This window comes from Ruegeria sp. YTSA144 (genome assembly GCF_059610125.1).
This window is the reverse complement of sequence record NZ_JBXWNA010000002.1, coordinates 137,134-158,057: the sequence shown is the minus strand read 5'-3', so window position 1 is coordinate 158,057 and position 20,924 is coordinate 137,134. Positions and strand designations below refer to the sequence as shown.

The following is a 20,924-nucleotide window of genomic DNA, read 5'->3' as shown; positions in this document are numbered from 1 at the left end:
AGGGCGGCCTTTTCTCAGAGTTTTATCCATGCGGTTTTCAGATCGAAGTATTTCTCGATCGCGTGCAGCGATTTGTCGTGCCCGTTGCCGGATTGGCGAACCCCGCCCAGCGGAACGGTCAGGTCGGCACCGCCATATGTATTGACATGCACAACGCCGGCGCGAATGCCGGCGACCATGCGATGCGCGCGGCCGAGGTTCGAGGTCCAGACACCACCGGCCAGCCCATAAACGGTGGCATTGGCAAGGCGGATCGCTTCGTCTTCGTCCGCAAAGGGCGTGACGGCCAGAACAGGGCCGAAGACTTCGTTCTGGAACAGGGTGTCGGTCTCTTTCACGTTGGCCATGACGGTCGGCGCCATGTAATAGCCGCCGGTCTCTGCCAGGATGCGGGTGCCGCCGGTGCGGCGCTCGGCACCTTCTGCTTCGGCCTTGGTGACGAATTCCAGATTGGCCTGAAGTTCCGGCAGGCTGTGGACCGCACCGATCTGGCTGTTCAGATCCAGCGGGTCGCCGACGCGAAAGCCTTCGGCGTGGCGGCTGATCTCGGTCACGAAGTCTTCGTAAATCTCGTGCTGGACCAGCAGGCGCGAACCGGCGACACAGACCTGACCAGAGTTGCGGAAGATGCCAGCGGCGGAAACCTTGGCCGCTTCGGCCAGATCAGGGGCGTCGGCAAAAACGATGTTCGGGGACTTGCCCCCCAGTTCCAGATAGCAGCGTTTCAGGTTCGACCGCGCCGAATACTCCAGCAGCCGCCGCCCGGTTGTGCCCGACCCGGTAAACACCATGATGTCGACATCCATCGACAGGGCCAGCGCCTCTCCCACGACCGAGCCACGCCCGGTCACGACGTTGAACACCCCATCGGGCACTCCGGCTTCCGCGGCAAGCTCGGCAATCTTCAGGAGGCTGAGTGAGGCGCTTTCGGCAGGTTTCAGCACGACGGAATTGCCTGCGGCCAGTGCCGGTGCAATTTTCCAGCTGCCGATCATCAGTGGAAAGTTCCAGGGCACGATGGCCCCGACAACCCCGACCGGAGCGTGATGCACAAGACCCAGAACGTCATCGCTTGTCGGGGCGATTTTTCCGTAAATCTTGTCGATCGCCTCGGCATAATACCGGAAAGTGGCCGCCGCCGAGAGTGCCTCGGCCTTGTAAGCCATGGTGATCTCGGTTCCGTTGTCGCGCACGCCCAGCACGGCCAGTTCAAGCGCGCGGGCTTCGATCAGGTCAGCCAGTTTCAGCAGCACTTTCTTGCGGCCGGCAGGGGCCATGCGCGACCATCGCCCATCCTCGAACGCGAGGCGCGCCGCACGCACGGCCATGTCGACATCGGCCGGCGTGCCCTCGGCAATCAGCGCCAGAGGTTGGCCGTTGATCGGAGACAGAACCTGATGCCGGGCCCCGGTTTCGCCATCCTGAACGCGGCCGTTTATGAAATGCCCGCGCGGAGCAATGTCCTGCGCACGCAGCGCATCAATCGAGGATTGGTCCATGGGGGTTATCCTTGCTGAGTTGTGTCTTCGTCGAGAACCGGCTGCGGTGTGATGCGTTCCTTGTGTTCCTTGATCAGCGAGCGAACGTGGAGCAGAATGATCCCAAGGATCATGATGAATAGTATTGCGGCAATCGGCCGGTCGATGAAATCAAGTGGCGTCTTCACCCGCGCCATGGCGCTGCGCAGTTTGACTTCCATGATCCCGCCCAGAACCATGCCCAGAATGATCGGAACTATGGGCAGGTTCAGGCGCTTCAGGATCAGCCCGAACACACCGAACCCGGCGGCAATGGCACAGTCCGTGACTGAGTTGCGCAGGCTGAATACACCGACAAAGGACAGCGTCAGGATCATGATCCCCAGAAAGCGCGTCGGGATCTGAATGATCTTCAGCAACAGGTTGGTCGAGAACAAAAGAAAGACCAGAACGATCACATTGAGCAGGATCAGCGACATGTACAGGGCCATGACAAAATCCATCTGGTCGGCGAAAAGCTGCGGCCCGGGGATCACGTTGTGAACATAGAAGACGGACAGCATCATCGCGGTCAGCGCCTCGCCCGGAATACCCAGCGCCAGCAGCGGAATCATCGCAGCCCCGGGAACGGCATTGTTGGCCGCCTCGGACGCCACCAGACCTTCTGGTGACCCATCGCCGAACTTGTCGGGGTCTTCAGAGGTTTTCTGGGCGTATGTGTATGACAGGAACTGTGATGTGAATTCGCCTGTGCCCGGTACCATGCCCATGAGCACACCCAGCGATGACGACACCGTTGCGATGCGTTTCAGGCCCAGCAGCTCTTTGAGGCCCGCGAAGATGCTGCCGCGCACATGGGCTTCGCCCGGCGCGTGTTCCTTGTCGACCAGCAACAGCAGCGCCTGACTGATGGCGAACAGCCCAAGAACCACCACGATCAGATCGACACCTGACGAAAGCCAGGTTTGGTCAAAGGTGAAACGTTTGGTGTATTTGACGGGTTCCAGACCAACGGTGCTGAGGAAGATGCCAAAGAACGCCAGCATCGCGGCCGAAAAGGTCTGTCCGCGATGGGCCAGGATCACCAGAAGGATGCCCATGAGTGCGGCCAGAAATATCTCGCGGCTGCCGAAATGCGGGGCAACCCAGGCCAACACGGGTGACAGGATGATCAGACAGAGAATCGAGAAGATGCCGCCGAAAAACGACGCCGAATAGGCCAGCGACAGGGCCCGGTGGCCCTCGCCGCGCTTGGTCATGGGATAGCCGTCATAGGTGGTCAGTGCGTTGACGGCCGTGCCGGGCGTGTTGATCAGGATGGCGGGGATTGCGCCGCCATACATGGACGACCCGTAGATGCCCAACAGAAGGGTCAGGCCGACGATGGGCTCGAACGCGAAGGTGGCGGGCAACAGGATGGCAATTGCCACAGCAGCGCCGACGCCGGGCAACGCACCGATGATGACTCCGCCCACCGATCCGATGATCAGTGCGACGACGACCTGCCACTGCGCCAGAATTGCAAAGCCGGAAATCAGATTGTCCATCTTGGCCTCACAGGTAGGTCAGCGCAAAGGCGCGCAGCCCGTCGGGCAGGTATTCGTATATCCGACCGGCCGGAATGTTCACCTGAAGCAACGCGCGGAAAACGACGGCCACGACCGCGCCGAAGGCAAGTGCAACGCAAAAAGCCCCAGGCAATCGAAATCCCAATCGTATCGTCAGCAGGGCTGCAAAAAGCATGGTGGAGGGCAGATACCCAAGCCACGGAACCGCCACGACATAGATCAGGAAGTAGGCAACATATTCGAGGGACATCAACCAGAACGTCACCTCTCGCAAACGTCCGGGAATGCGTGGGGACAGGAAAGAGCCCAGCAAGTGGAGGCCGCTGAACAAAACCATGCCCCAGATCGCGATCTTGGGCCAAAGGGCGGGCTGCGCAAACCACTTGGTTCGTTTGACGATCTGAGTCTCAGTGCCGATCTGGCTGAGGAGGATCAGGGAGAAACCGAAGAAAAGGAAGGCAAAGACGATATCGCCCGGACGTCGATACCGTCGGAACATGTCTTGCAGCGTCTTTGCGATCATTTTGGCCTCCTGTTTGAATGAAAAAGGCCCGGGGTTGTTTGGCCTTGCCGGGCCTCTTTCGGATTATTCGCCCAGAATCTCTTCGATCTTGGCGAAAGAGGCTTTGTCCTGCTCGATCTGAGCTTTGGACGCGTCCGGGTCCTGCCAGTAGATCAGGGCGCCGGTTTCCTCAGCCAGCGTCTTGGCTTTGTCCGAGGACAACGCTTTCTGCGCGGCAGCCGTGATCTTTTCACGCGCGTCGGCGGGCGTGTCCTTGTGCACGAACAGCCCGTTCCAGAGAGCCAACGGCAGGTCCGGATTGAGCTCCACGATCGTCGGCGTATCCGGAACCAGTGAAATCCGCTCGCCGCCGATGCTGGCAAGGACGTTCACCTGATCAAGGCAGGGAAGGATAAGCTGTAGCGTCGTATTGATGACATCCACGTCGCCTGAGGCCAGCGTGTTGCAATCCAGTGCGTCGAAGGCCGCTTCGCTGGCAAAGTCGAACCCGCTGCTGACCGCAGCTGCAAAGGTGACCTGTGTGGGGGGCAGAACCGATCCGAAATGGCCAAGCGCAACGTCGTTTTCCTTGCCGTGTTCGGCCAGTTCTTCCCAGCTTGAAAACGGCGCGTCTTTGCTGGCTGCGATGACGAAGGGATAGGTCAGGAAGATGCCAATTGGATCAAAAGGATTCGGGTTGAGTTCGGGAATTCCGATCTCAGGGCCGATGACAGGTACGCCGATGACGAATGAGCCGATGGTGTAGCCATCCGCAGGGGCGGTTGCCACCTCGACCGCGCCGGGGAATGGGCCGCCTCCGCCGCCGGGTTTGTTCACGACAGCGGCAGGCACACCGTACATGGCCTGGAATTCGTCGGCGATCATCCGGGTAAGGACATCTTCCAGATCACCCGGAGGCCAGGGGACGACAAAACTTACCGGCTTTTCAGGGTACTCTGCCAGTGCGGCAGTGGCCGAAGCCGCAAAAGCGGCGGCTGTTAGAAATTTCTTCATTGACACCTCCCGTTAGTGGTTCAATATTTGAACCTCGTTAACAATAATAATGTTGCTTTGTTAAGTTAGTTCTGTCAAGTATTACCTGGACAAGAGGACCACACGCACATGGGTACAGCCCTTAACGCCCTAAAAATGCTGGACTACTTTTCCAATGCCCGCCCTGAGATCGGGCTGAGTCACCTGGCGCGGTTGTCCGGGCTGAACAAAGCAACGGCGTTGCGGCACCTGCGCGCGCTTGAGGAGTTCGGGTTGATCGAACAGAACCCGATGACGAAATCCTATGCGATCGGGCCGGCGGCTTTGCGTTTGGCCGCGCTGCGAGAGATCGCCAGACCCGGCATTGAGGACGCGCGTCAAAAAATGCAGGCCGCTATGCAGGTGGTCGGTGAATCCCTGCATCTGTCTTTGCTTGAGAAAACGGGGTTGCAGACGGCGCTTGTGGTGGAAACAACGCTGCACAGTGTTCGTGTCAGTCTTGATCCCAGCGAGATGCTTCCGCTCAATGCGACGGCTTCCGGTCTGTGCATGCTCAGTTTCGGGCCGGCTCACCTTTTGGAGCAGTTGGATCAGGACGTGCAGGCACGGTTTACACAAGCCACGCTTACTGATCCGAAGCTCATCAAGGAACGGGTCGCAAAGATCAGAGTTTCAGGCTGGGCCGACAGCCGTGGCAGTTACGAAGATGGCGTTTTTGGATATGCCGCGCCGATCTTCGGCATCGATCAAATCGCGTTGGGAACCATCGCGATAGCTGTCCCGGAAACCCGGGCAACCAGCGACCGCCTTCCGGCAATACTGTCAACTTTGCATTCACTTTCGGCTGATCTGACTGCCGGGTTTGGCGGCCAGTTGCCCGACACCTTTCCAACCGGATTCCACCCGTGACCCGGGGTGGATTCAACATTCGGAGACCCGCGACATGAAAGACTCCAACTTTCTGAAGGAAAACAACGCCCGGTACTTCTGGCACCCGATGGCGCATCCCGCCGACAGCCGGAAGAACCCGCCGACCATTCTCAGCGGTGGCGAGGGGGTCAACATCACTGATGTCGATGGTCACACGGCGCTGGACGCCGTAGGGGGGTTGTGGAACGTCAATCTGGGCTATTCCTGTGAACCGGTGAAACAGGCCATAGCGGATCAGCTGAACGCGCTGCCCTATTACTCGACCTTTCGCGGCACCAGCAACGACAAGGCGATCGAGCTGTCCTATGAGCTGGCCCAGTTCTTCGAGGCTGACGGGCTGACCCGTTCATTCTTTACGTCGGGGGGGTCGGATTCGGTCGAAATAGCGCTGAAACTTGCGCGTCAATATCACAAGGTCCGGGGTGAAGCAGGGCGCACCAAGTTCATCAGCCTGAAGCAGGGTTATCACGGCACCCATTTTGCTGCCGCCTCGGTCAACGGCAACCAGAAATTCCGCGCGGTGTATGAGCCGATGATGCCCGGCTGTTTCCACGTGCCCGCACCGTGGACTTATCGCAACCCGTTTGACGAAACCGACCCCGAGCGTCTGGCGCAGCTTTGCGTCAAGGCGCTTGAGGCCGAGATCGCTTTTCAGGGTGCAAACACTGTGGCGGCCTTCATCATGGAGCCGGTGCTGGGGGCCGGGGGTGTGATCCCGCCACACAAGAGCTTCATGCCCATGGTGCGCGAGGTCTGTTCTAGGCACGGCATCCTGCTGATCTCGGACGAGATCATCACCGCTTTTGGTCGCACCGGCAGCGAGAGCGGTGCGCGGCACTGGGGCGTCCAGCCGGATATCATGACGACGGCCAAGGCGATCACCAACGGGTATTTCCCTTTTGGCGCGGCCATGATTTCCGGTGCGGTCGCAGAGGTTTTTGAAAGTGACACCACGGGTCTGGCATCCGTTGATCAGGGGTATACCTATTCCGGCCATCCGGTCGGGGCGGCCGCAGCTTTGGCCGCCCTGTCCGAGATCAACCGCCTGCGGATCTGGGAAAATGCTGCCGCGCGCGGGGACGAGTTGTTTGCCGGCTTGCAAAAGCTGGCCGACAAGCATGACGCGATCGGGGACGTGCGGGGCGGCGAGGGGCTGATGTGTGCATTGGAACTGGTTTCGGACCGGGCGACCAAGGCGCCTGTCGCAAAACACCTGCCGCTTCAGGTTCAGAAAGCCGCATACGATGATGGCGTGATGGTGCGTGTGTCTGGCAACAACATCATTCTGTCGCCGCCGCTGATCGTCACTTCGGAAGATGTGGCAAAAATTCTGTCGGCGCTGGATACCGGTCTTGCCACTTTGTAGGCGGCCAACCGACCCCGTCGGAACCTGGCGGGGTCAGACTTTGATGGCTTGCAGCTCCTCGAGCAGGTCCAGCAGCTGATCCAGTTTCTCCTTGCCCAACTGCGCTTCGATATTGCTGGAGATGGCGAGTGAAGTGGCCAGGTTTTCCCTGAGGATGGTGCGGCCTGCTTCGGTGATCTTGACCATGGTGCGGCGCTTGTCGTCGCTGTCCTGACGGCGGGTGATCTGGCCGTCGGCCTCCATCGTGCGCAAAATGCGGGTCACGCTGGGCAGCAGCAGGCATGCCTCGTGCGCGATGGTGCTTTGCTCCACTTCGCCCAGCTCGTCCAGAACACGCAGGATGCGCCATTTCTGCTCGGTCAGTTGGATCCCTTGCAGCATGTCCCGGATCGGAGCCATGACGGTTTCGCGGGCTCGTAGCAGCGCGATCGGAAGGGACCGGGCGGTGCTTTTGGAATGGCTTTGAGTGTTCATGCGGCCTTCTAGAACGCCGTTCCGGGAATTGCAAAGATTAACAAAGCAATCTCTTGACAGGGGGCGCATTAAAAACTAAACATGTTAACTAATAAAGGAGAGATCATGCCTCACTTCCACGTCGAATATTCCGGAAATCTGGAAGAAACGATCGACATGGGTGGCCTGTGCGAGTGCATTCGGGCGACGGCGGCCGGGATCGAGACCTTTCCGATGCCGGGCATTCGTGTGCGGGCGGCGCGGGTCGATCATTACGCCATAGCGGACGGCAACCCGGCGCATGGGTTCATTGATATCTCGATCCGCCTGCGGGCAGGCCGATCCGCGGATGTCAAACAAGACGCCACCCAGCGCATATTCGAGGCGGTCAAAGCATATCTGGCACCGGTTTTTTCACGGCATTCCATCGCGCTCTCGCTTGAGATGCGTGACATCGACCCCAAGCTGTCGCCCAAGGCCGGTACGATCCGCGACCACCTGTCGGCGACCACGCAGGAGACCTGACGCATGAGCGCACTGGACACAAACATCGAAAAGCTGAACGGCTTTCTGGACCGGTTCCGGGAAACGGGCATCCGCAACCGTATCGCGGGAGAAGACCGGGACGGATCTGCCGGGGTGTTTCAGTCGGTCTCGCCCGTCGATAAATCCGTGATCTGTGATGTTGCCCATGGCACGGCAGTTGACATCGACGCGGCGGCCCAGGCCGCCGACGCAGCCTTTGCCGAATGGCGAGACATGCCCGCCACCCAACGCCGTCGCATCTTGTTGAATGTGGCTGATGCCATTGAAGCGCGCGCCGAGGAAATTGCACTGTGCGAGTGCTGGGACACGGGGCAGACCCTGCGTTTCATGTCAAAGGCAGCTTTGCGCGGGGCAGAGAACTTCCGGTATTTCGCGGATCAGGTGATACAGGCGCGGGATGGGCAGCACCTGAAGTCTCCGACGCTGATGAATGTGACGACCCGTGTGCCAATTGGCCCGGTCGGCGTGATCACCCCGTGGAACACGCCGTTCATGCTGTCGACCTGGAAGATCGCGCCGGCCCTGGCTGCGGGTTGCACGGTGGTTCACAAACCCGCCGAGGATTCCCCTCTGACGGCCCGCCTTCTGGTGGAAATCGCCGAACAGGCAGGGCTGCCCAAAGGTGTGCTGAACACGGTCAACGGATTTGGCCCCGACGCTGGCAAGGCTTTGTGCGAGCATGAACTGATCAAGGCCATTGCCTTTGTGGGCGAAAGCCGTACCGGCAGTCTGATCGTCAAGCAAGGCGCAGATACCCACAAGCGAAACCATCTGGAACTGGGTGGAAAAAACCCGGTTGTCGTGTTTGATGATGCGGATCTGGACCGCGCGTTGGATGCCGTGATCTTCATGATCTATTCGATCAATGGCGAGCGCTGCACCTCGTCTTCGCGGCTTTTGGTGCAGGACACGATCAAGGAAGACTTCGAAGCCAGGCTGATTGAACGCGTCAACAACATCAAGGTAGGTCACCCCTTGGACCCCGAGACCGAGATCGGGCCGTTGGTGACCGAAGAGCACTACAACAAGGTCACGAGCTATTTCGACATCGCCAAGGAAGATGGCGCAACTGTCGCCGCTGGTGGCGTCAAGGTGGGGGATGTGGGCTATTTCGTCCGGCCGACGCTGTTCACCAATGCCACCAACCAGATGCGCATCGCCCGGGAAGAGATTTTTGGCCCTGTCCTGACCTCTATCCCGTTCTCGACCGAGGATGAGGCGCTGGAGATCGCCAACGACACGCCCTATGGCCTGACCGGTTATGTCTGGACCAATGATCTGACCCGCGCGCTTCGGTTTACAGACAGGCTGGAGGCTGGAATGATCTGGGTGAATTCCGAGAACGTGCGTCACTTGCCAACGCCGTTCGGTGGGGTCAAGGCGTCCGGCATCGGCCGGGATGGCGGCGACTGGAGCTTTGAATTCTATATGGAACAGAAACACATCGGCTTTGCCACCGGTCAGCACAAGATCATGCAGTTGGGTAAGTAGATCCCATAGGCCGACCCCGGCTGGGGCAAGCCCATTTCACGAGGAGGAATTGCCATGGGAAAGATAGTACAGGCCGCAAAGATTACGCATGTGCCCAGCATCTGGATGTCCCACACGATGCCAAAATACAAGGGCATCCGGCAATCCGCCATTGATGGGTACGGGCGCCTGCGTCAGGACGCGATTGACCGCGGGGTCGAGACGTTCATTGTGTTCGACACCCATTGGATCACCAATCAAGGGTTTCACCTGAACACGAAGGAACATCACAAGGGCCGGTTCATCAGTCACGAACTGCCGCATATGTTGGCGGATATGGAATTCGACTATCGCGGCGATCATGAACTTGGGGAAACCATCCTAGACGTTCTGCGCGAGCGGGGAGAGCGGGCGCTGGGCCATTCGCACCCCGACATGGGCATGGAATACGGCACCCTGCTGCCGATGCATTTCATCAACGACGGTGTGAATGCCCGGGTATTGCCGGTGGCGGTCAATCAATTCTCGTCGATTGCGGAAAACCGGGCCTGGGGCGAGGCCATTGCCGAAGGCATCCGACGTTCGGACCGCAATGTATCCATTCTGGCGTCCGGCTCGCTCAGTCACGACTTCACACCGAATGAACGCTCGGTCGACGGGCTGAATGCCGTGAATGGCGAGTTCAACCGCCAGATGGACATGCGCGTTCTGGAGCTGTGGCAGCAGGGCCGATTTGAAGAGTTTCTTGAGATGCTGCCGGACTATGCAAAGAAATGCACTGGCGAATGCGCCATGAATGACACTGCCTTGCTGTTTGGTGCATTGGGTTGGGGAAGTTACAAGGGCGGGATTGACATCTATACCCCGTATTTCGGCAGCTCTGGCACCGGTCAGGCAAATGTCAGCTTTTCGGTGTGACGCACGCAACGGAACAAAAGGATTTGGCGGTGATCCCGTCACAAAGGAAAATCAGTAGATGAACTGGGACACGTTTTCGTATTGGGGTCAGCACATCTCGAAATGGGCGGCGGATTATCACAAGACACTTGCTGAACGTCCCGTGCGGGCGCAGACCGCGCCGGGGGAAATCGCGGCCCAGCTTGTGCCGGTGCCACCCGAGACAGGCGAGCCGATGGACGCCATCATGGCCGATTTCGAACGGATCGTGATGCCGGGCATCACCCATTGGCAGCATCCACGCTTTTTCGCCTATTTCCCGGCCAATGCCGCGCCCCCGTCCATGTTGGCCGAGATGCTTGTGACGACAATCGCGGCCCAATGCATGTTGTGGCAGACCTCGCCTGCCGCGACCGAGGTCGAGGGCGTCATGGTCGACTGGCTGCGGCAGGCTCTTGGATTGCCCGAGGGCATGACCGGCGTCATTCAGGACAGCGCCTCTTCAGCGACTTTATCAGCGGTGCTGACCATGCGGGAACGAGCCACCGGCTTTACCGGCAACCGTGAAGGCCTGAACGCCAAGGGGGCATTGCGGATCTATTGTTCGGACCAGGTGCATTCGTCGATCGACCGGGCCTGCTGGGTTGCCGGGATCGGTCAGGACAATCTGGTCAAGTTGCCCACGCAGGGGCCGAATTTCGGGATTGTTCCCTCGGCGCTCGAGGCCGCCATTCAGAATGACAGTGCCGCCGGGCATATTCCGGCCGGGATCGTTGCCATTACCGGCGGCACAGGAGTGGGGGCCTGCGACGACCTTATGGCCGTGGCTGACATTGCGCAAAAACACGACCTCTACACCCATCTCGACGCCGCCTGGGCAGGATCGGCCATGATCTGCCCGGAATTTCGCAAGGCTTTGTGGCAGGGGGCCGGTCGCTATGACAGCATAGTCTTCAACCCGCATAAATGGATGGGCGCGCAATTCGATTGTGCCATCCAGTTCCTGAAGGACGCCACGCCCCAGCTTGATACGCTGAAAATCGAACCGGAATACCTCAAGACGACCGGAGCGGAAGTGACGAATTACTCTGAGTGGACCATCCCTCTGGGCCGCAGGTTCCGGGCGTTGAAAATCTGGTTCCTGTTGCGTTCCTACGGGTTGGAAGGATTGCGCGAACGGATCCGCAATCACGTGACATGGGCCGGCGAACTGGCGGAAAAGATTGGTGCGATCGAGGGGTTCGAGATCACAACCGGCCCAATCCTCAGCCTGTTTTCCTTCCGCTGTCCCGGGGACGATGCACAGCAGCAGCGTCTGGTGGACGCGCTGAATGACGATGGCCGGATTTACCTGACGCAGGGCATGTTCGACGGCCGCAAGATCATCCGCTTTCAGGTCGGGCAGTTCGATACCACCCGCGACGACGTGTTGATGGCTGCGGACGTGATCCGGGACGTGTGGGAGGCCATGAAATGAAGTTTGCAACTTTCGTTTCGGGCGAAGAACGTTTCTTCGGGGCAATCACCGACGGTGGTGCAATTGCTTTGAATCCGGAATTCCCCGAACACGCCAGCCTCTACGAGGTGATCGCGGCCGGTGCATTTGATCAACTGGCGGAAGCCGCCGAGGGCAAACCGGTCACCCATTCCGAGTTTACCTATGACATGGTGATGCCGGATGCCCGACGTATCCTTTGTGTCGGGGTGAACTTTCCTGACCGGAACGCGGAATACAAGGATGGCAGCGCGCAGCCGAAATACATGTCTCTGTTCCCGCGTTTCGCCAGTGGATTTACCGGCCATGACCGGCCTTTGATCCGCCCGCCGGAAAACCACACGCTGGATTACGAAGGCGAAGTGGCCATCGTGATTGGCAAGGCTGGCCGCCGCATTCCGCAGCAGGACGCGTATGATCACATCGCCGCGCTGACGCTGTGCAATGAAGGAACCATTCGCGACTGGGTTCGGCACGCCAAGTTCAATGTCACCCAAGGCAAGAACTGGGACCGCTCTGGGGCCATCGGCCCGTGGCTGGTTCCCTTCACGGATGCGGCCCAGTTGGATGACGCTCGTATTCAGACACATGTGAATGGCGAGCTGCGGCAGGATGATACGCTGAACCGCATGATGTTCCCGATCCGGCGCGAGATTGAATATATCTCGACTTTCATGACGCTTCAGCCCGGCGATATCATTGTGACCGGTACACCGACCGGGGCGGGCGCGCGGTTCGATCCGCCAAAGTACCTGGTGCCGGGCGACGTGGTCGAAGTTTCCGTCGAAGGTATCGGGACCCTGCGCAATACCATCGAGGACGAGCAAGCATGACGCCCGAAGATCACGCGCGCGCCGCTGCGGATCTGTTGCAGGCTGAAAGCTCTAGCGAACAGATCGGATTGCTGACCCTGCGCCATCCCGAGATGGGCATGGATGATGCCTATGAAGTACAGAACGCCATCTGTCGCCAGAAACTGGCCGAAGGGCGCAAGGTGATTGGGTGGAAGATCGGACTGACTTCGAAGGCCATGCAATACGCGTTGAACATCGACATTCCCGACAGTGGAATTCTGTTCGACGACATGATGTTTGAACACGGAGCCACCGTTCCGGCCGGGCGATTCATTCAGCCCCGGATCGAGGCCGAAATTGCCTTTGTCATGAAATCGGCCATAGGCGGGGAAAACGTGTCCCGCGCAGATATCATCGCGGCGACGGAATGCGTCGCGCCGTCCATCGAGATTCTGGATACCCGGATTGAACGCGTGGATCCCGAAACCGGCAAGGCCCGCACGGTCTTTGACACGATCAGTGACAATGCCGCCAATGCCGGTATCGTTTTGGGCAACGACCGCCACAGGGTGGATGCCTTTGATCTGCGCTGGGTCGGGGCACTCACCTTCCGCAATGGCGAGATCGAGGAAACCGGTCTGGGCGCGGGGGTGCTGAACGATCCGGTCGAAAGCGTCGTCTGGCTGGCGCGTCGCATGGCGCAATACGGCCAGAGCATCGAACCCGGACAGGTCATTCTATCCGGCAGCTTTATCCGCCCGGTCGAATGCCCCTCGGGAACGGAAATCCAAGCGGATTTCGGGCCGTTCGGCTCGGTCGATATCAGTTTCGCCTGAAAGGAACGCCAATGCCCGCGCCAAGCAATACGTTCAAGGCCGCGCTGAGGGCGGGAACCCCTTTGATCGGGTGTTGGGTTGGGCTGGCCAATGCCTATACGGCCGAGATCGCCGCAACGGCGCAGTTTGACTGGCTGCTGGTTGACGGAGAGCATGCACCAAACGATCTGCGCTCGATCCTCGAGCAGGTGAGGGTGATTGAAGGATCTGGCAGTACCCCCGTCGCACGCCTGCCGATTGGCGAAACCTGGATGATCAAGCAATATCTCGATGCGGGTGTGCAGAACATACTGGTGCCGATGGTGGAAAGCGGCGATCAGGCGCGCGAACTGGTGCGGGCCGTGCAGTATCCGCCTCGTGGCGTTCGGGGCGTAGGTTCCGCTTTGGCGCGGGCCTCGCGTTTTGCGGCTATCCCGGATTATCTGAAAACGGCGGACGAGCAGATCTGTCTTTTGGTGCAGGTCGAAAACAGGCTTGGGCTGGAGGCGCTGGACGACATACTGGCGACCGAAGTCGATGGGGTTTTCGTCGGCCCGTCGGATTTGGCCGCAGATATGGGCCATATCGGCGATGCCGGGCATCCGGACGTGATCGAGGCCGTGCTTGATGCGATCCAGCGCATCGTTGCGGCAGGCAAGCCGGCAGGGATACTGTCGCTGGACCCGGTCATGCAGCGAAAATGCCTGGATCTGGGGGCAACATTCGTGGCCACGGACATCGATGTGACCCTGTTCGCCAAGGCAATCCGGGCCGCTGCCGCTAATGGGCTCAGCCTGCTGCCCGATCAGGTGGCTTCGGGAAACGCGCAGACAGGCGCGGCGTCGAAATACCTGCAACAGCTTTGCAAACACTGGTCCCACAAGGCGCAGGTAACATTCGATGACACGCGGGGCAGCGTGAGCTTTCCGGACGGGAACCGCGTCACCCTTTCGGCAAGCGACACCAGCCTGACCGTAACCGCCGCCACCCGGGCGCGCGGTGATCTGGCCCGATGGCAACAGGTCATCGAGGCTCATCTGGCGCGTTTTGCGTTTCGGGAAGCGTTCCGCATTGACTGGTCAGGATGAGGAAAACGCGTTGCGGCCCTGAAGATGGCTCTGTGGCAACGGGACAAAGGCAGGCATACCTGCGTTGGATTTCGAACGGTTTTGCCCGAAAGGCCTCAGCTAGAGCTTGTGGATACCATGGACGGTCAGAGTGCTGACCAGATCAGCATAGTCTTCGCGGGCCTTGGGCCCTGCTCCGCTGTTCCACATGTAATACCAGTTCAGCATCCCAAAAACTGACATCGTGGCGCCGCGCAGCTTGTCCTTGTCATCGTTGAAGGCTGTCGGGGCCAGCTCTTTCAGGATGTCGCGCACAAAATTCACCAATTCCAGCTGATACCCGCGCAGAAGTCTCTGCTGTTCCTCGGTCAATGCGCTCATGCCGCTGATCTGCACCCGGTGTTCGTCATCTGCGCCTTGGTAGGCAAACAGGATTTCGCGTACCGCTTTCCGCAGCTTCTGTTCAGACGTGAGACCGTTCAGATCCACATTGCAGATACGGTCGCGCAGCTCGCGCAGGTAGGTTTCAAGGATGTCATACAAGATGGCATCCTTGCTGTCGTAATAGTGGTAGATGTTTGCCTTGGAAATCCCGCACTCTTTTGCCAACAGGGTCATCGAGGCGCGATCGAACCCTTGGTCGGCGAACACTTTGGCTGCCGTCTTCAGGATCTGCTTCCGCTTCTGGTCGTGATCTTTGGCGATTGTACGGGCCACGGTTTATTCCTTATCGCGATTGTCGACGACGCGCTTCGCCTTGCCCTGAGAGCGTTCGACGTCGCCGGGGTCACCTACAACAATTTCCGTTGAGACGCCAACGACGTCCTTGATCCGCTTGGTCAGCATCCGTGCCGCGGCTGTCTTGGACAGTTCGTCGGTGGAATCCGGGGACGATTCAACATAAACCCGCATGGCGTCCATGCGGCCGGATTTGTACAGCTCGATCTGATAATAAGGGGCAAGGCCCCCCGTCGCCATGACCTGTTCTTCGATCTGGCTGGGAAAGACGTTGACGCCGCGCAGGATCATCATGTCGTCGCTGCGACCGGTGATCTTGGCCATCCGGCGCATGGACCGTGCAGTTCCCGGCAGCAGGCAGGTCAGGTCGCGGGTGCGATAACGGATCATCGGCAACCCTTCCTTGGTCAGGGTCGTGAACACCAACTCGCCGGTTTCGCCATCGGGCAGGACCTCTCCGGTTGAGGGATCAATGATTTCAGGCAGGAAGTGATCTTCCCAGATCACCGGGCCGTCCTTGGTTTCAACGCATTCATTGGCCACCCCGGGCCCCATGATTTCGGACAGGCCGTAGATGTCGACCGCGTGCATATCAAACGCTTCTTCGACTTCGGCGCGCATGGCGTCAGTCCAGGGCTCAGCGCCGAACACGCCAACCTTCAGCGAGCTTTCACGCGGGTCGAGCCCGGCCTTGTGGAACTGTTCAAGGATATTGAGCATATAGGACGGCGTCACCATGATCCCGTCGGGCCGGAAGTCGTTGATCAGGTTGACTTGCTTTTCGGTCTGCCCGCCGGACATGGGGACGACGGTCGCGCCAAGCCGCTCGATCCCGTAATGTGCGCCAAGACCGCCGGTGAACAACCCGTAACCATAGGCATTGTGCACCATGTCTCCCTTGCGCAACCCCGATGCACGCAGGGACCTTGCGCCCAGATCCGCCCAATTGTCGATGTCGTTTTTCGTATAGCCCACCACCGTCGGCTTGCCCGTCGTACCGGACGAGGCGTGCAGACGAATGATCTGGCTGCGTGGAACGGCGAACAGGCCGAACGGATAGTTGTCACGCAGATCATTTTTGTACGTGAACGGAAACTTCGCCAGATCCGAGAGCTGCTGAAGATCGTCAGGATGCACACCGGATTCGTCGAACCGTTGCTTGTACATCGGCACGTTCTCATAGGCGTGGCGAACGGACCATCTGAGCCGTTCAAGCTGCGTCGCACGGATTTCGTCGATCGAGGCGATCTCGATCGGGTCCAGATCCGCTTTGTTTGGGGAAAGGTCTTCCATCGCGTCACTCCTCCAGTCGCGAAGCTATTCCTGAAAATTCTGCCCGCCGACCGCGCGGGACATTCCGCGAAACTCGGCGATCAGGGTGTTGTCTTGATTGGTGACGCGGACGTCATAGATGCCACTGCGGCCGGTGACGGCAACCTCTGTCGCGGTTGCGGTCAGAAGGTCCCCCTTTTTTCCGGGCGCGAGATAGCTCATCATCGTATGCTGGCCGACGGTTGCCACGTTGCGACTGTTGCAGGCGAAGGCAAAGGCGCTGTCGGCCAGGGCATGAGTGACGCCCCCGTGGCAAATGCCGTGCCCGTTGCAGTGATGGTCCCCGACTGTCAGGGTCAGGACTGCACGGCCTTCGTCGACGTCGACCAGATCCATCCCGAACCATTTGCTGGCTTGGTCATTCGCCCACATCGCTTCAGCGGATCTCGTGGCACGTTCCTTGGGTGTCATCATCAGCGTCCCTGGAAATTCGGTGCCCGCTTTTCAAGAAAACTGGATACGCCTTCGGCGTAATCCGCGCTTTCCCCGCAGGTCTTCATTGCGTCCGCTTCGATCTCGAGCTGATCCGAGAGGGACGTGGTGGCAGCAGTTTGAATGCACTGTTTGGTCAGCCCGAGCCCGAGGGTGGGGCCGTTTGCCAATTGCGCGGCAAGAGCGCGCGCTTCGGTCATCAATTGATCGTCGGCCACTGCCTTCCAGATCAGCCCCCAATCTTCGGCTTGTTTGGCCGGAAGGGGTTGGGCTGTCAGGGCCAGCCCCTTGGCGCGCGCCTCGCCCAACAGGCGCGGCAAGTGCCAGCTGCCGCCCGTGTCGGGAATCAGGCCCACCTTGGAAAAGCTCTGAATGAATTTCGCACGTTCCGCGGCCAGAACCATATCACAGGCCAGCGCCAGATTTGCACCTGCCCCGGCGGCTACTCCGTTCACGGCGCAGATCACCGGGATATTCGTGGACCGGATCAAACGGACAAGAGGGGCATAGAACGTGCGTACCGTCTTGCTTAAATCCGGTGGGCCATCCATCTTCGACGGGTCGCGATCACCGAGGTCCTGACCGGCACAAAAGCCACGCCCGGCACCAGTCAGCAATATCGCGCGGGCCCCGTCGTCGCGCGCGGCTTTCAGCGCATTCTGTAGCGCCAGGTGCATTTCTTCGTTGAACGAGTTCAGCTTGTCCGGGCGGTTCAGGGTGATTTCGACCCAGTTCCCGTTGTCTTGTACAAGAATCGTATCGCTCATGACTGTCTCATCTGGTCTCGTTTCAACTTAATCATTGCATTAACCGAACGGTTGGTCAATATATAAACCCGAACCGAATCTGAACCGATCAAAGGGATTGCAAATGTCGCAGTCGTCGCTGGTGAGCGTTGAATTAAAAGGCGACGTGGCGTGGGTCACAATTGACAACCCGCCGGTAAACGCGACGTCGACAGGTGTTCGGCAAGGGCTGTCTGACGCGGTTGATGCGGTCAAGGGCGCGCGCGTGGCGGTGTTGTGTTGTGCTGGAAAGACCTTTGTTGCGGGCGGCGACATGTCCGAATTCGATGCACCGCCGGTCGAGCCACATTTGCCTGACGTGGTTCAGAAAATCGAAGACAGCGAGGTTCCGTTCATAGCCTGCATGCATGGCAACGTGCTGGGTGGCGGGTTCGAGATCGCCATGGCCTGTGCGTGGCGGATCGCAGCGCCGGGAACGGGTTTTGGCCTGCCGGAAGTCAATGTGGGCTTGATCCCCGGGGCAGGGGGCACTCAACGATTGCCGCGTCTGGTCGGGATGCAGGCTGCAATTGACATGGCCTGTTCGGGCAAAATTATCAGGGCAGAGACACTGGCCGAGCTTGGCGGTGTCGACCTTGTCGCCGAAGACCCCAAGGCTGCTGTTCTGGACTTGGTAACGGATCTGCCCGAACGCCCAATACCTGTCAGCCAGCGTGCTGTGCCGGAATTTGCGCCGGATCTGTTGGAGGCGAGCCGCCAGGCTTTGAAGAAACGCGCCAGGGGGCAGAAATCGCCGCTGGAAAACCTGACGGCGCTTGGTTGGTCGGTTGAGCCATTTGCCACCGCACAACCGAAAGAGCGCGCGCGCCATCTGGAGTTGCGCCAAAGCCCGGAAAGCCGCGCTTTGCGTTACGCGTTTTTTGCTGAACGTACCGTGTCCAAACCTTCGTTGATCAAAGGCGTGGCCGCCCGTGACGTAAAACGGATAGCCGTTGTCGGAGGGGGATTGATGGGGGCGGGGATCGCAACTGCGGCCCTGAACGGCGGGCTGTCCGTGACGTTGATCGAGCGAGACGCGGACGCCGCGGCCGCAGCACACACTCGGGTCGAGGGTCTGCTGCAAGGCGCAGTCACCAGGGGCAAGATGTCCGAGGCGCAGCTTCGGGATCGCCTTGCCGCGTTTCGTGCGGTGAACAGCTATGCTGACGCTGCGGATGCTGAACTGGCGATCGAGGCCGTTTTTGAAGACCTGTCCGTCAAGCAGCAGGTCTTTGACGAGCTGGCCAGGCATATGAGCAGCGACGCGATTTTGGCCACCAATACGTCCTATCTGGATCCGCGCGAGATTTTCGCGGGCATCGGCAATCAGGCCCGATGCATCGGCTTGCATTTCTTTAGTCCGGCACATGTCATGAAGCTGCTCGAGGTCGTGCGTACTCCGCAAACGTCTCCCGAGGTTGTCGCAACCGGCTTCGCGCTTGGCAAAAAGCTTCGCAAGGTTTCGGTGCTGTCGGGTATCTGCGATGGGTTCATTGGCAACCGCATGTTGGCAGCCTATCGGCGCGCGGCCGATTATCTGCTGGCAGATGGGGCGCTTCCCTATCAGGTGGACCATGCGATGCGGGCGTTCGGGATGCCCATGGGGCCTTATGAGCTTCAGGACCTGACCGGTCTTCAAATTGCCTGGGCGAACCGCAAACGCAATGCAGCAAACCGCGACCCGAACGAACGCTATGTCACCATCGCAGACCAGCTGTGTGAGATGGAGCGTTTCGGCCAGCGTACCGGCAAAGGGTGGTATCGCTACGAAGAAGGCAGTCGCGCCCCGGTTCGGGATTCCGAAGTTGAGGCATTGATCGAAGCCTATTCTGACCAGCAGGGCATCACCCGGCGGGCTTTTTCGGACGAGGATATCTCTTCAAGACTGCTGGCGGTTCTGGCCAACGAGGGCGCTTTGATTATTGAAGAAGGGATCGCGGAAAACGCAGAAGCCGTCGATATGGTTCAAATCCATGGATACGGCTTTCCCCGCTGGAGAGGAGGTCCGATGAACTATTGCAACGAAATCGGCGTCAGCCGGTGCGCCGCAAATATGCTAACCGTAGCGAAAGAAAGCCCCGGTTCGTGGCGTGTCGCGGACCGATCCGAAAACTATTAACATGTTGATGGTTACAAAAGTGACCATTAACGCATTCTCGAGTCATGTTTCACAGGGAGGAGACAAAACCATGAAGTTCACCAAGTTGAGCACTCTTTTGGCCTCGGCCGCGCTGGCCGTTTCGGGCACAGTGGCGCTGGCGGCGGATTATACGCTGACGATTTCCAGCTGGGCACCGCCGACCCACGGCATCAACGCGAAGATGTGGCCGAAATTCGTGGAAATGGTCGAAGAGGCCACCGACGGCAAAGTCACTGCTGAACTGAAGCTGGGAATTGCCCCGCCGCCGGCGCAGATGGACCTGATCATGGATGGCGCAGCCGATGCGTCGATCATCTTTCATGGATACCAGCCCGGTCGTTTCGTCACCACCAAGATGATCGAGCTGCCCGGATATGAGGGCTCGGCCGAAGCGGCCTCGGTCGCGTATTGGCGTACATACGACAAGTATCTCAAGGCGGCGGACGAACATCGCGGTGTGAAGGTGATCGCCCTGCACACCCATGGCCCGGCGCAGCTTCACTCCAGCAGCCCCGTGACCAAGCTTGACGAGGTATCGGGCCTCAAGGTCCGTATCCCGGGTGGTGTCGGCGGCGACGTCGGCACGGCGCTGGGCGCAACCGGAATCCAGGTGCCTGCGCCGAAAGTATACGAGACACTCGCGTCGAAAGCTGCTGATGGTGTCGTCATGCCGTTTGAATCCCGCAAGGGTTTCAAGCTGACCGAAGTGGCGCAAAACGTGTATGAAGTTCCGGGTGGCCTGTATCGCGGATCATTTGCGTTCATCATGAACGAAGACTCGTTTGCGGATCTTCCCGCCGATGTGCAGGCCGCTTTGGAAGAAAAGGTGTTCGGTGAACCGCTGAGCCGCGAAATCGGTAAAATCTGGGATGAGATCGACGCGATCGGCCGTGAGGCGACCGTACAGACCGAAGGCAACGCGATCAATGCAGCCTCTGCTGAAGATCTGGAAAAGTTCAATGCGATCGCTGCCGATGTGCGCACCAAGGTCATCGAAGAGGTCAATGGCACCGGTGTCGATGCGCAGGCCGCTTATGACATGATCGTAAACGAAATGGCTGCTCAGTAACGCAGCCCGGCTGGCGGGGTTGAACCGCCAGCCATCTACACCCGTTGGGGGCCA

20 protein-coding genes are annotated in these 20,924 nt (G+C 59.3%); 11 read left to right on the top strand and 9 right to left on the bottom strand.

The window, feature by feature from the left end; translation table 11 throughout:
• Positions 1 to 14 precede the first annotated feature (14 nt).
• The 4 genes from AC2FF8_RS07725 to AC2FF8_RS07710 all read right to left on the bottom strand — a co-directional run bounded on the left by AC2FF8_RS07725 (position 15) and on the right by AC2FF8_RS07710 (position 4,562).
• The gene (locus AC2FF8_RS07725) at positions 15 to 1,499 is read right to left on the bottom strand and encodes an aldehyde dehydrogenase (protein WP_496879360.1); all 1,485 of its coding nucleotides are present in this window, start codon (positions 1,497 to 1,499) and stop codon (positions 15 to 17) included.
• Positions 1,500 to 1,504: 5 nt separating this feature from the next.
• Positions 1,505 to 3,025 (bottom strand): tripartite tricarboxylate transporter permease, encoded by a 1,521-nt coding sequence (locus AC2FF8_RS07720; RefSeq protein WP_496879359.1) that lies wholly within the window; start codon positions 3,023 to 3,025, stop codon positions 1,505 to 1,507.
• A 7-nt stretch (positions 3,026 to 3,032) separates the two neighbouring features.
• A complete protein-coding gene (locus tag AC2FF8_RS07715; RefSeq protein ID WP_496879358.1) occupies positions 3,033 to 3,569 on the bottom strand; it encodes a tripartite tricarboxylate transporter TctB family protein in 537 nt (178 codons plus the stop codon).
• A 63-nt stretch (positions 3,570 to 3,632) separates the two neighbouring features.
• Positions 3,633 to 4,562 carry a tripartite tricarboxylate transporter substrate binding protein gene (locus AC2FF8_RS07710; protein WP_171118170.1) on the bottom strand — a complete coding sequence of 310 codons (930 nt, stop codon included), beginning with the start codon at positions 4,560 to 4,562 and terminating at the stop codon, positions 3,633 to 3,635.
• A 108-nt stretch (positions 4,563 to 4,670) separates the two neighbouring features.
• Between AC2FF8_RS07710 and AC2FF8_RS07705 the strand changes: the two genes are divergently transcribed.
• Entirely contained in the window at positions 4,671 to 5,450 is a 780-nt protein-coding gene (locus tag AC2FF8_RS07705; protein WP_496879357.1) for an IclR family transcriptional regulator, read from the top strand.
• 34 nt (positions 5,451 to 5,484) lie between these two features.
• Complete coding sequence (locus AC2FF8_RS07700) at positions 5,485 to 6,837, top strand: aminotransferase class III-fold pyridoxal phosphate-dependent enzyme (RefSeq protein ID WP_496879356.1); 1,353 nt, start codon at positions 5,485 to 5,487, stop codon at positions 6,835 to 6,837.
• A gap of 33 nt (positions 6,838 to 6,870) precedes the next feature.
• On the opposite strand, the gene hpaR is transcribed toward AC2FF8_RS07700, so the two are convergent.
• Complete coding sequence (hpaR, locus tag AC2FF8_RS07695; protein WP_496879355.1) at positions 6,871 to 7,311, bottom strand: homoprotocatechuate degradation operon regulator HpaR; 441 nt, start codon at positions 7,309 to 7,311, stop codon at positions 6,871 to 6,873.
• Between the two features lie 105 nt (positions 7,312 to 7,416).
• Here hpaR and AC2FF8_RS07690 point away from each other — a divergent pair, with 105 nt between their 5' ends.
• Genes AC2FF8_RS07690 through AC2FF8_RS07660 form a run of 7 tightly spaced genes read left to right on the top strand, consistent with a single transcriptional unit; the run spans position 7,417 to position 14,395 of the window.
• On the top strand, positions 7,417 to 7,815 hold the full coding sequence (locus AC2FF8_RS07690; RefSeq protein ID WP_496879354.1) for a 5-carboxymethyl-2-hydroxymuconate Delta-isomerase: 399 nt from the start codon (positions 7,417 to 7,419) through the stop codon (positions 7,813 to 7,815).
• Between the two features lie 3 nt (positions 7,816 to 7,818).
• Positions 7,819 to 9,327, top strand: coding sequence for a 5-carboxymethyl-2-hydroxymuconate semialdehyde dehydrogenase (gene hpaE / locus AC2FF8_RS07685; protein ID WP_496879353.1), 1,509 nt, complete (start codon positions 7,819 to 7,821; stop codon positions 9,325 to 9,327).
• Positions 9,328 to 9,381: 54 nt separating this feature from the next.
• A complete protein-coding gene (hpaD, locus tag AC2FF8_RS07680) occupies positions 9,382 to 10,224 on the top strand; it encodes a 3,4-dihydroxyphenylacetate 2,3-dioxygenase (protein ID WP_425079206.1) in 843 nt (280 codons plus the stop codon).
• 58 nt (positions 10,225 to 10,282) lie between these two features.
• A complete protein-coding gene (locus AC2FF8_RS07675) occupies positions 10,283 to 11,680 on the top strand; it encodes a pyridoxal phosphate-dependent decarboxylase family protein (RefSeq protein WP_496879352.1) in 1,398 nt (465 codons plus the stop codon).
• On the top strand, positions 11,677 to 12,531 hold the full coding sequence (locus AC2FF8_RS07670; protein ID WP_425079208.1) for a fumarylacetoacetate hydrolase family protein: 855 nt from the start codon (positions 11,677 to 11,679) through the stop codon (positions 12,529 to 12,531). Before AC2FF8_RS07675 ends, AC2FF8_RS07670 begins: the two co-directional genes overlap by 4 nt.
• Positions 12,528 to 13,328: a 2-oxo-hept-4-ene-1,7-dioate hydratase gene (hpaH, locus tag AC2FF8_RS07665; RefSeq protein WP_496879351.1), complete on the top strand. Its 801-nt coding sequence runs from the start codon at positions 12,528 to 12,530 to the stop codon at positions 13,326 to 13,328. Before AC2FF8_RS07670 ends, hpaH begins: the two co-directional genes overlap by 4 nt.
• A gap of 11 nt (positions 13,329 to 13,339) precedes the next feature.
• Positions 13,340 to 14,395, top strand: coding sequence for an aldolase/citrate lyase family protein (locus tag AC2FF8_RS07660; RefSeq protein ID WP_496879350.1), 1,056 nt, complete (start codon positions 13,340 to 13,342; stop codon positions 14,393 to 14,395).
• Positions 14,396 to 14,494: 99 nt separating this feature from the next.
• Here AC2FF8_RS07660 and AC2FF8_RS07655 read toward each other — a convergent pair whose 3' ends face one another.
• The 4 genes from AC2FF8_RS07655 to paaG are packed head-to-tail and all read right to left on the bottom strand — an operon-like array spanning position 14,495 to position 17,643.
• Positions 14,495 to 15,091: a TetR/AcrR family transcriptional regulator gene (locus AC2FF8_RS07655; protein ID WP_170345177.1), complete on the bottom strand. Its 597-nt coding sequence runs from the start codon at positions 15,089 to 15,091 to the stop codon at positions 14,495 to 14,497.
• Positions 15,092 to 15,094: 3 nt separating this feature from the next.
• Positions 15,095 to 16,405 carry a phenylacetate--CoA ligase PaaK gene (paaK, locus tag AC2FF8_RS07650; RefSeq protein WP_496879349.1) on the bottom strand — a complete coding sequence of 437 codons (1,311 nt, stop codon included), beginning with the start codon at positions 16,403 to 16,405 and terminating at the stop codon, positions 15,095 to 15,097.
• Positions 16,406 to 16,429: 24 nt separating this feature from the next.
• Entirely contained in the window at positions 16,430 to 16,855 is a 426-nt protein-coding gene (paaI, locus tag AC2FF8_RS07645; RefSeq protein WP_170345375.1) for a hydroxyphenylacetyl-CoA thioesterase PaaI, read from the bottom strand.
• 2 nt (positions 16,856 to 16,857) lie between these two features.
• Positions 16,858 to 17,643: a 2-(1,2-epoxy-1,2-dihydrophenyl)acetyl-CoA isomerase PaaG gene (paaG, locus tag AC2FF8_RS07640; protein WP_496879348.1), complete on the bottom strand. Its 786-nt coding sequence runs from the start codon at positions 17,641 to 17,643 to the stop codon at positions 16,858 to 16,860.
• Positions 17,644 to 17,746: 103 nt separating this feature from the next.
• Between paaG and AC2FF8_RS07635 the strand changes: the two genes are divergently transcribed.
• Together AC2FF8_RS07635 and AC2FF8_RS07630 are read left to right on the top strand one after the other, a co-directional pair.
• Positions 17,747 to 19,780: an FAD-dependent oxidoreductase gene (locus AC2FF8_RS07635; protein WP_496879347.1), complete on the top strand. Its 2,034-nt coding sequence runs from the start codon at positions 17,747 to 17,749 to the stop codon at positions 19,778 to 19,780.
• Positions 19,781 to 19,850: 70 nt separating this feature from the next.
• A complete protein-coding gene (locus tag AC2FF8_RS07630; RefSeq protein ID WP_496879346.1) occupies positions 19,851 to 20,870 on the top strand; it encodes a TRAP transporter substrate-binding protein in 1,020 nt (339 codons plus the stop codon).
• Positions 20,871 to 20,924 lie beyond the last annotated feature (54 nt).

Coding starts and splice junctions, on each gene's coding strand:
- paaI (WP_170345375.1), bottom strand. CDS start 16,855: ATGACACCCAAGGAACGTGCCACGAGATCCGCTGAAGCGATGTGGGCG.
- AC2FF8_RS07710 (WP_171118170.1), bottom strand. CDS start 4,562: ATGAAGAAATTTCTAACAGCCGCCGCTTTTGCGGCTTCGGCCACTGCC.
- AC2FF8_RS07715 (WP_496879358.1), bottom strand. CDS start 3,569: ATGATCGCAAAGACGCTGCAAGACATGTTCCGACGGTATCGACGTCCG.
- AC2FF8_RS07635 (WP_496879347.1), top strand. CDS start 17,747: ATGTCGCAGTCGTCGCTGGTGAGCGTTGAATTAAAAGGCGACGTGGCG.
- paaK (WP_496879349.1), bottom strand. CDS start 16,405: ATGGAAGACCTTTCCCCAAACAAAGCGGATCTGGACCCGATCGAGATC.
- paaG (WP_496879348.1), bottom strand. CDS start 17,643: ATGAGCGATACGATTCTTGTACAAGACAACGGGAACTGGGTCGAAATC.
- AC2FF8_RS07630 (WP_496879346.1), top strand. CDS start 19,851: ATGAAGTTCACCAAGTTGAGCACTCTTTTGGCCTCGGCCGCGCTGGCC.
- AC2FF8_RS07660 (WP_496879350.1), top strand. CDS start 13,340: ATGCCCGCGCCAAGCAATACGTTCAAGGCCGCGCTGAGGGCGGGAACC.
- hpaD (WP_425079206.1), top strand. CDS start 9,382: ATGGGAAAGATAGTACAGGCCGCAAAGATTACGCATGTGCCCAGCATC.
- hpaR (WP_496879355.1), bottom strand. CDS start 7,311: ATGAACACTCAAAGCCATTCCAAAAGCACCGCCCGGTCCCTTCCGATC.
- AC2FF8_RS07675 (WP_496879352.1), top strand. CDS start 10,283: ATGAACTGGGACACGTTTTCGTATTGGGGTCAGCACATCTCGAAATGG.
- hpaH (WP_496879351.1), top strand. CDS start 12,528: ATGACGCCCGAAGATCACGCGCGCGCCGCTGCGGATCTGTTGCAGGCT.
- AC2FF8_RS07725 (WP_496879360.1), bottom strand. CDS start 1,499: ATGGACCAATCCTCGATTGATGCGCTGCGTGCGCAGGACATTGCTCCG.
- AC2FF8_RS07670 (WP_425079208.1), top strand. CDS start 11,677: ATGAAGTTTGCAACTTTCGTTTCGGGCGAAGAACGTTTCTTCGGGGCA.
- hpaE (WP_496879353.1), top strand. CDS start 7,819: ATGAGCGCACTGGACACAAACATCGAAAAGCTGAACGGCTTTCTGGAC.
- AC2FF8_RS07690 (WP_496879354.1), top strand. CDS start 7,417: ATGCCTCACTTCCACGTCGAATATTCCGGAAATCTGGAAGAAACGATC.
- AC2FF8_RS07705 (WP_496879357.1), top strand. CDS start 4,671: ATGGGTACAGCCCTTAACGCCCTAAAAATGCTGGACTACTTTTCCAAT.
- AC2FF8_RS07720 (WP_496879359.1), bottom strand. CDS start 3,025: ATGGACAATCTGATTTCCGGCTTTGCAATTCTGGCGCAGTGGCAGGTC.
- AC2FF8_RS07700 (WP_496879356.1), top strand. CDS start 5,485: ATGAAAGACTCCAACTTTCTGAAGGAAAACAACGCCCGGTACTTCTGG.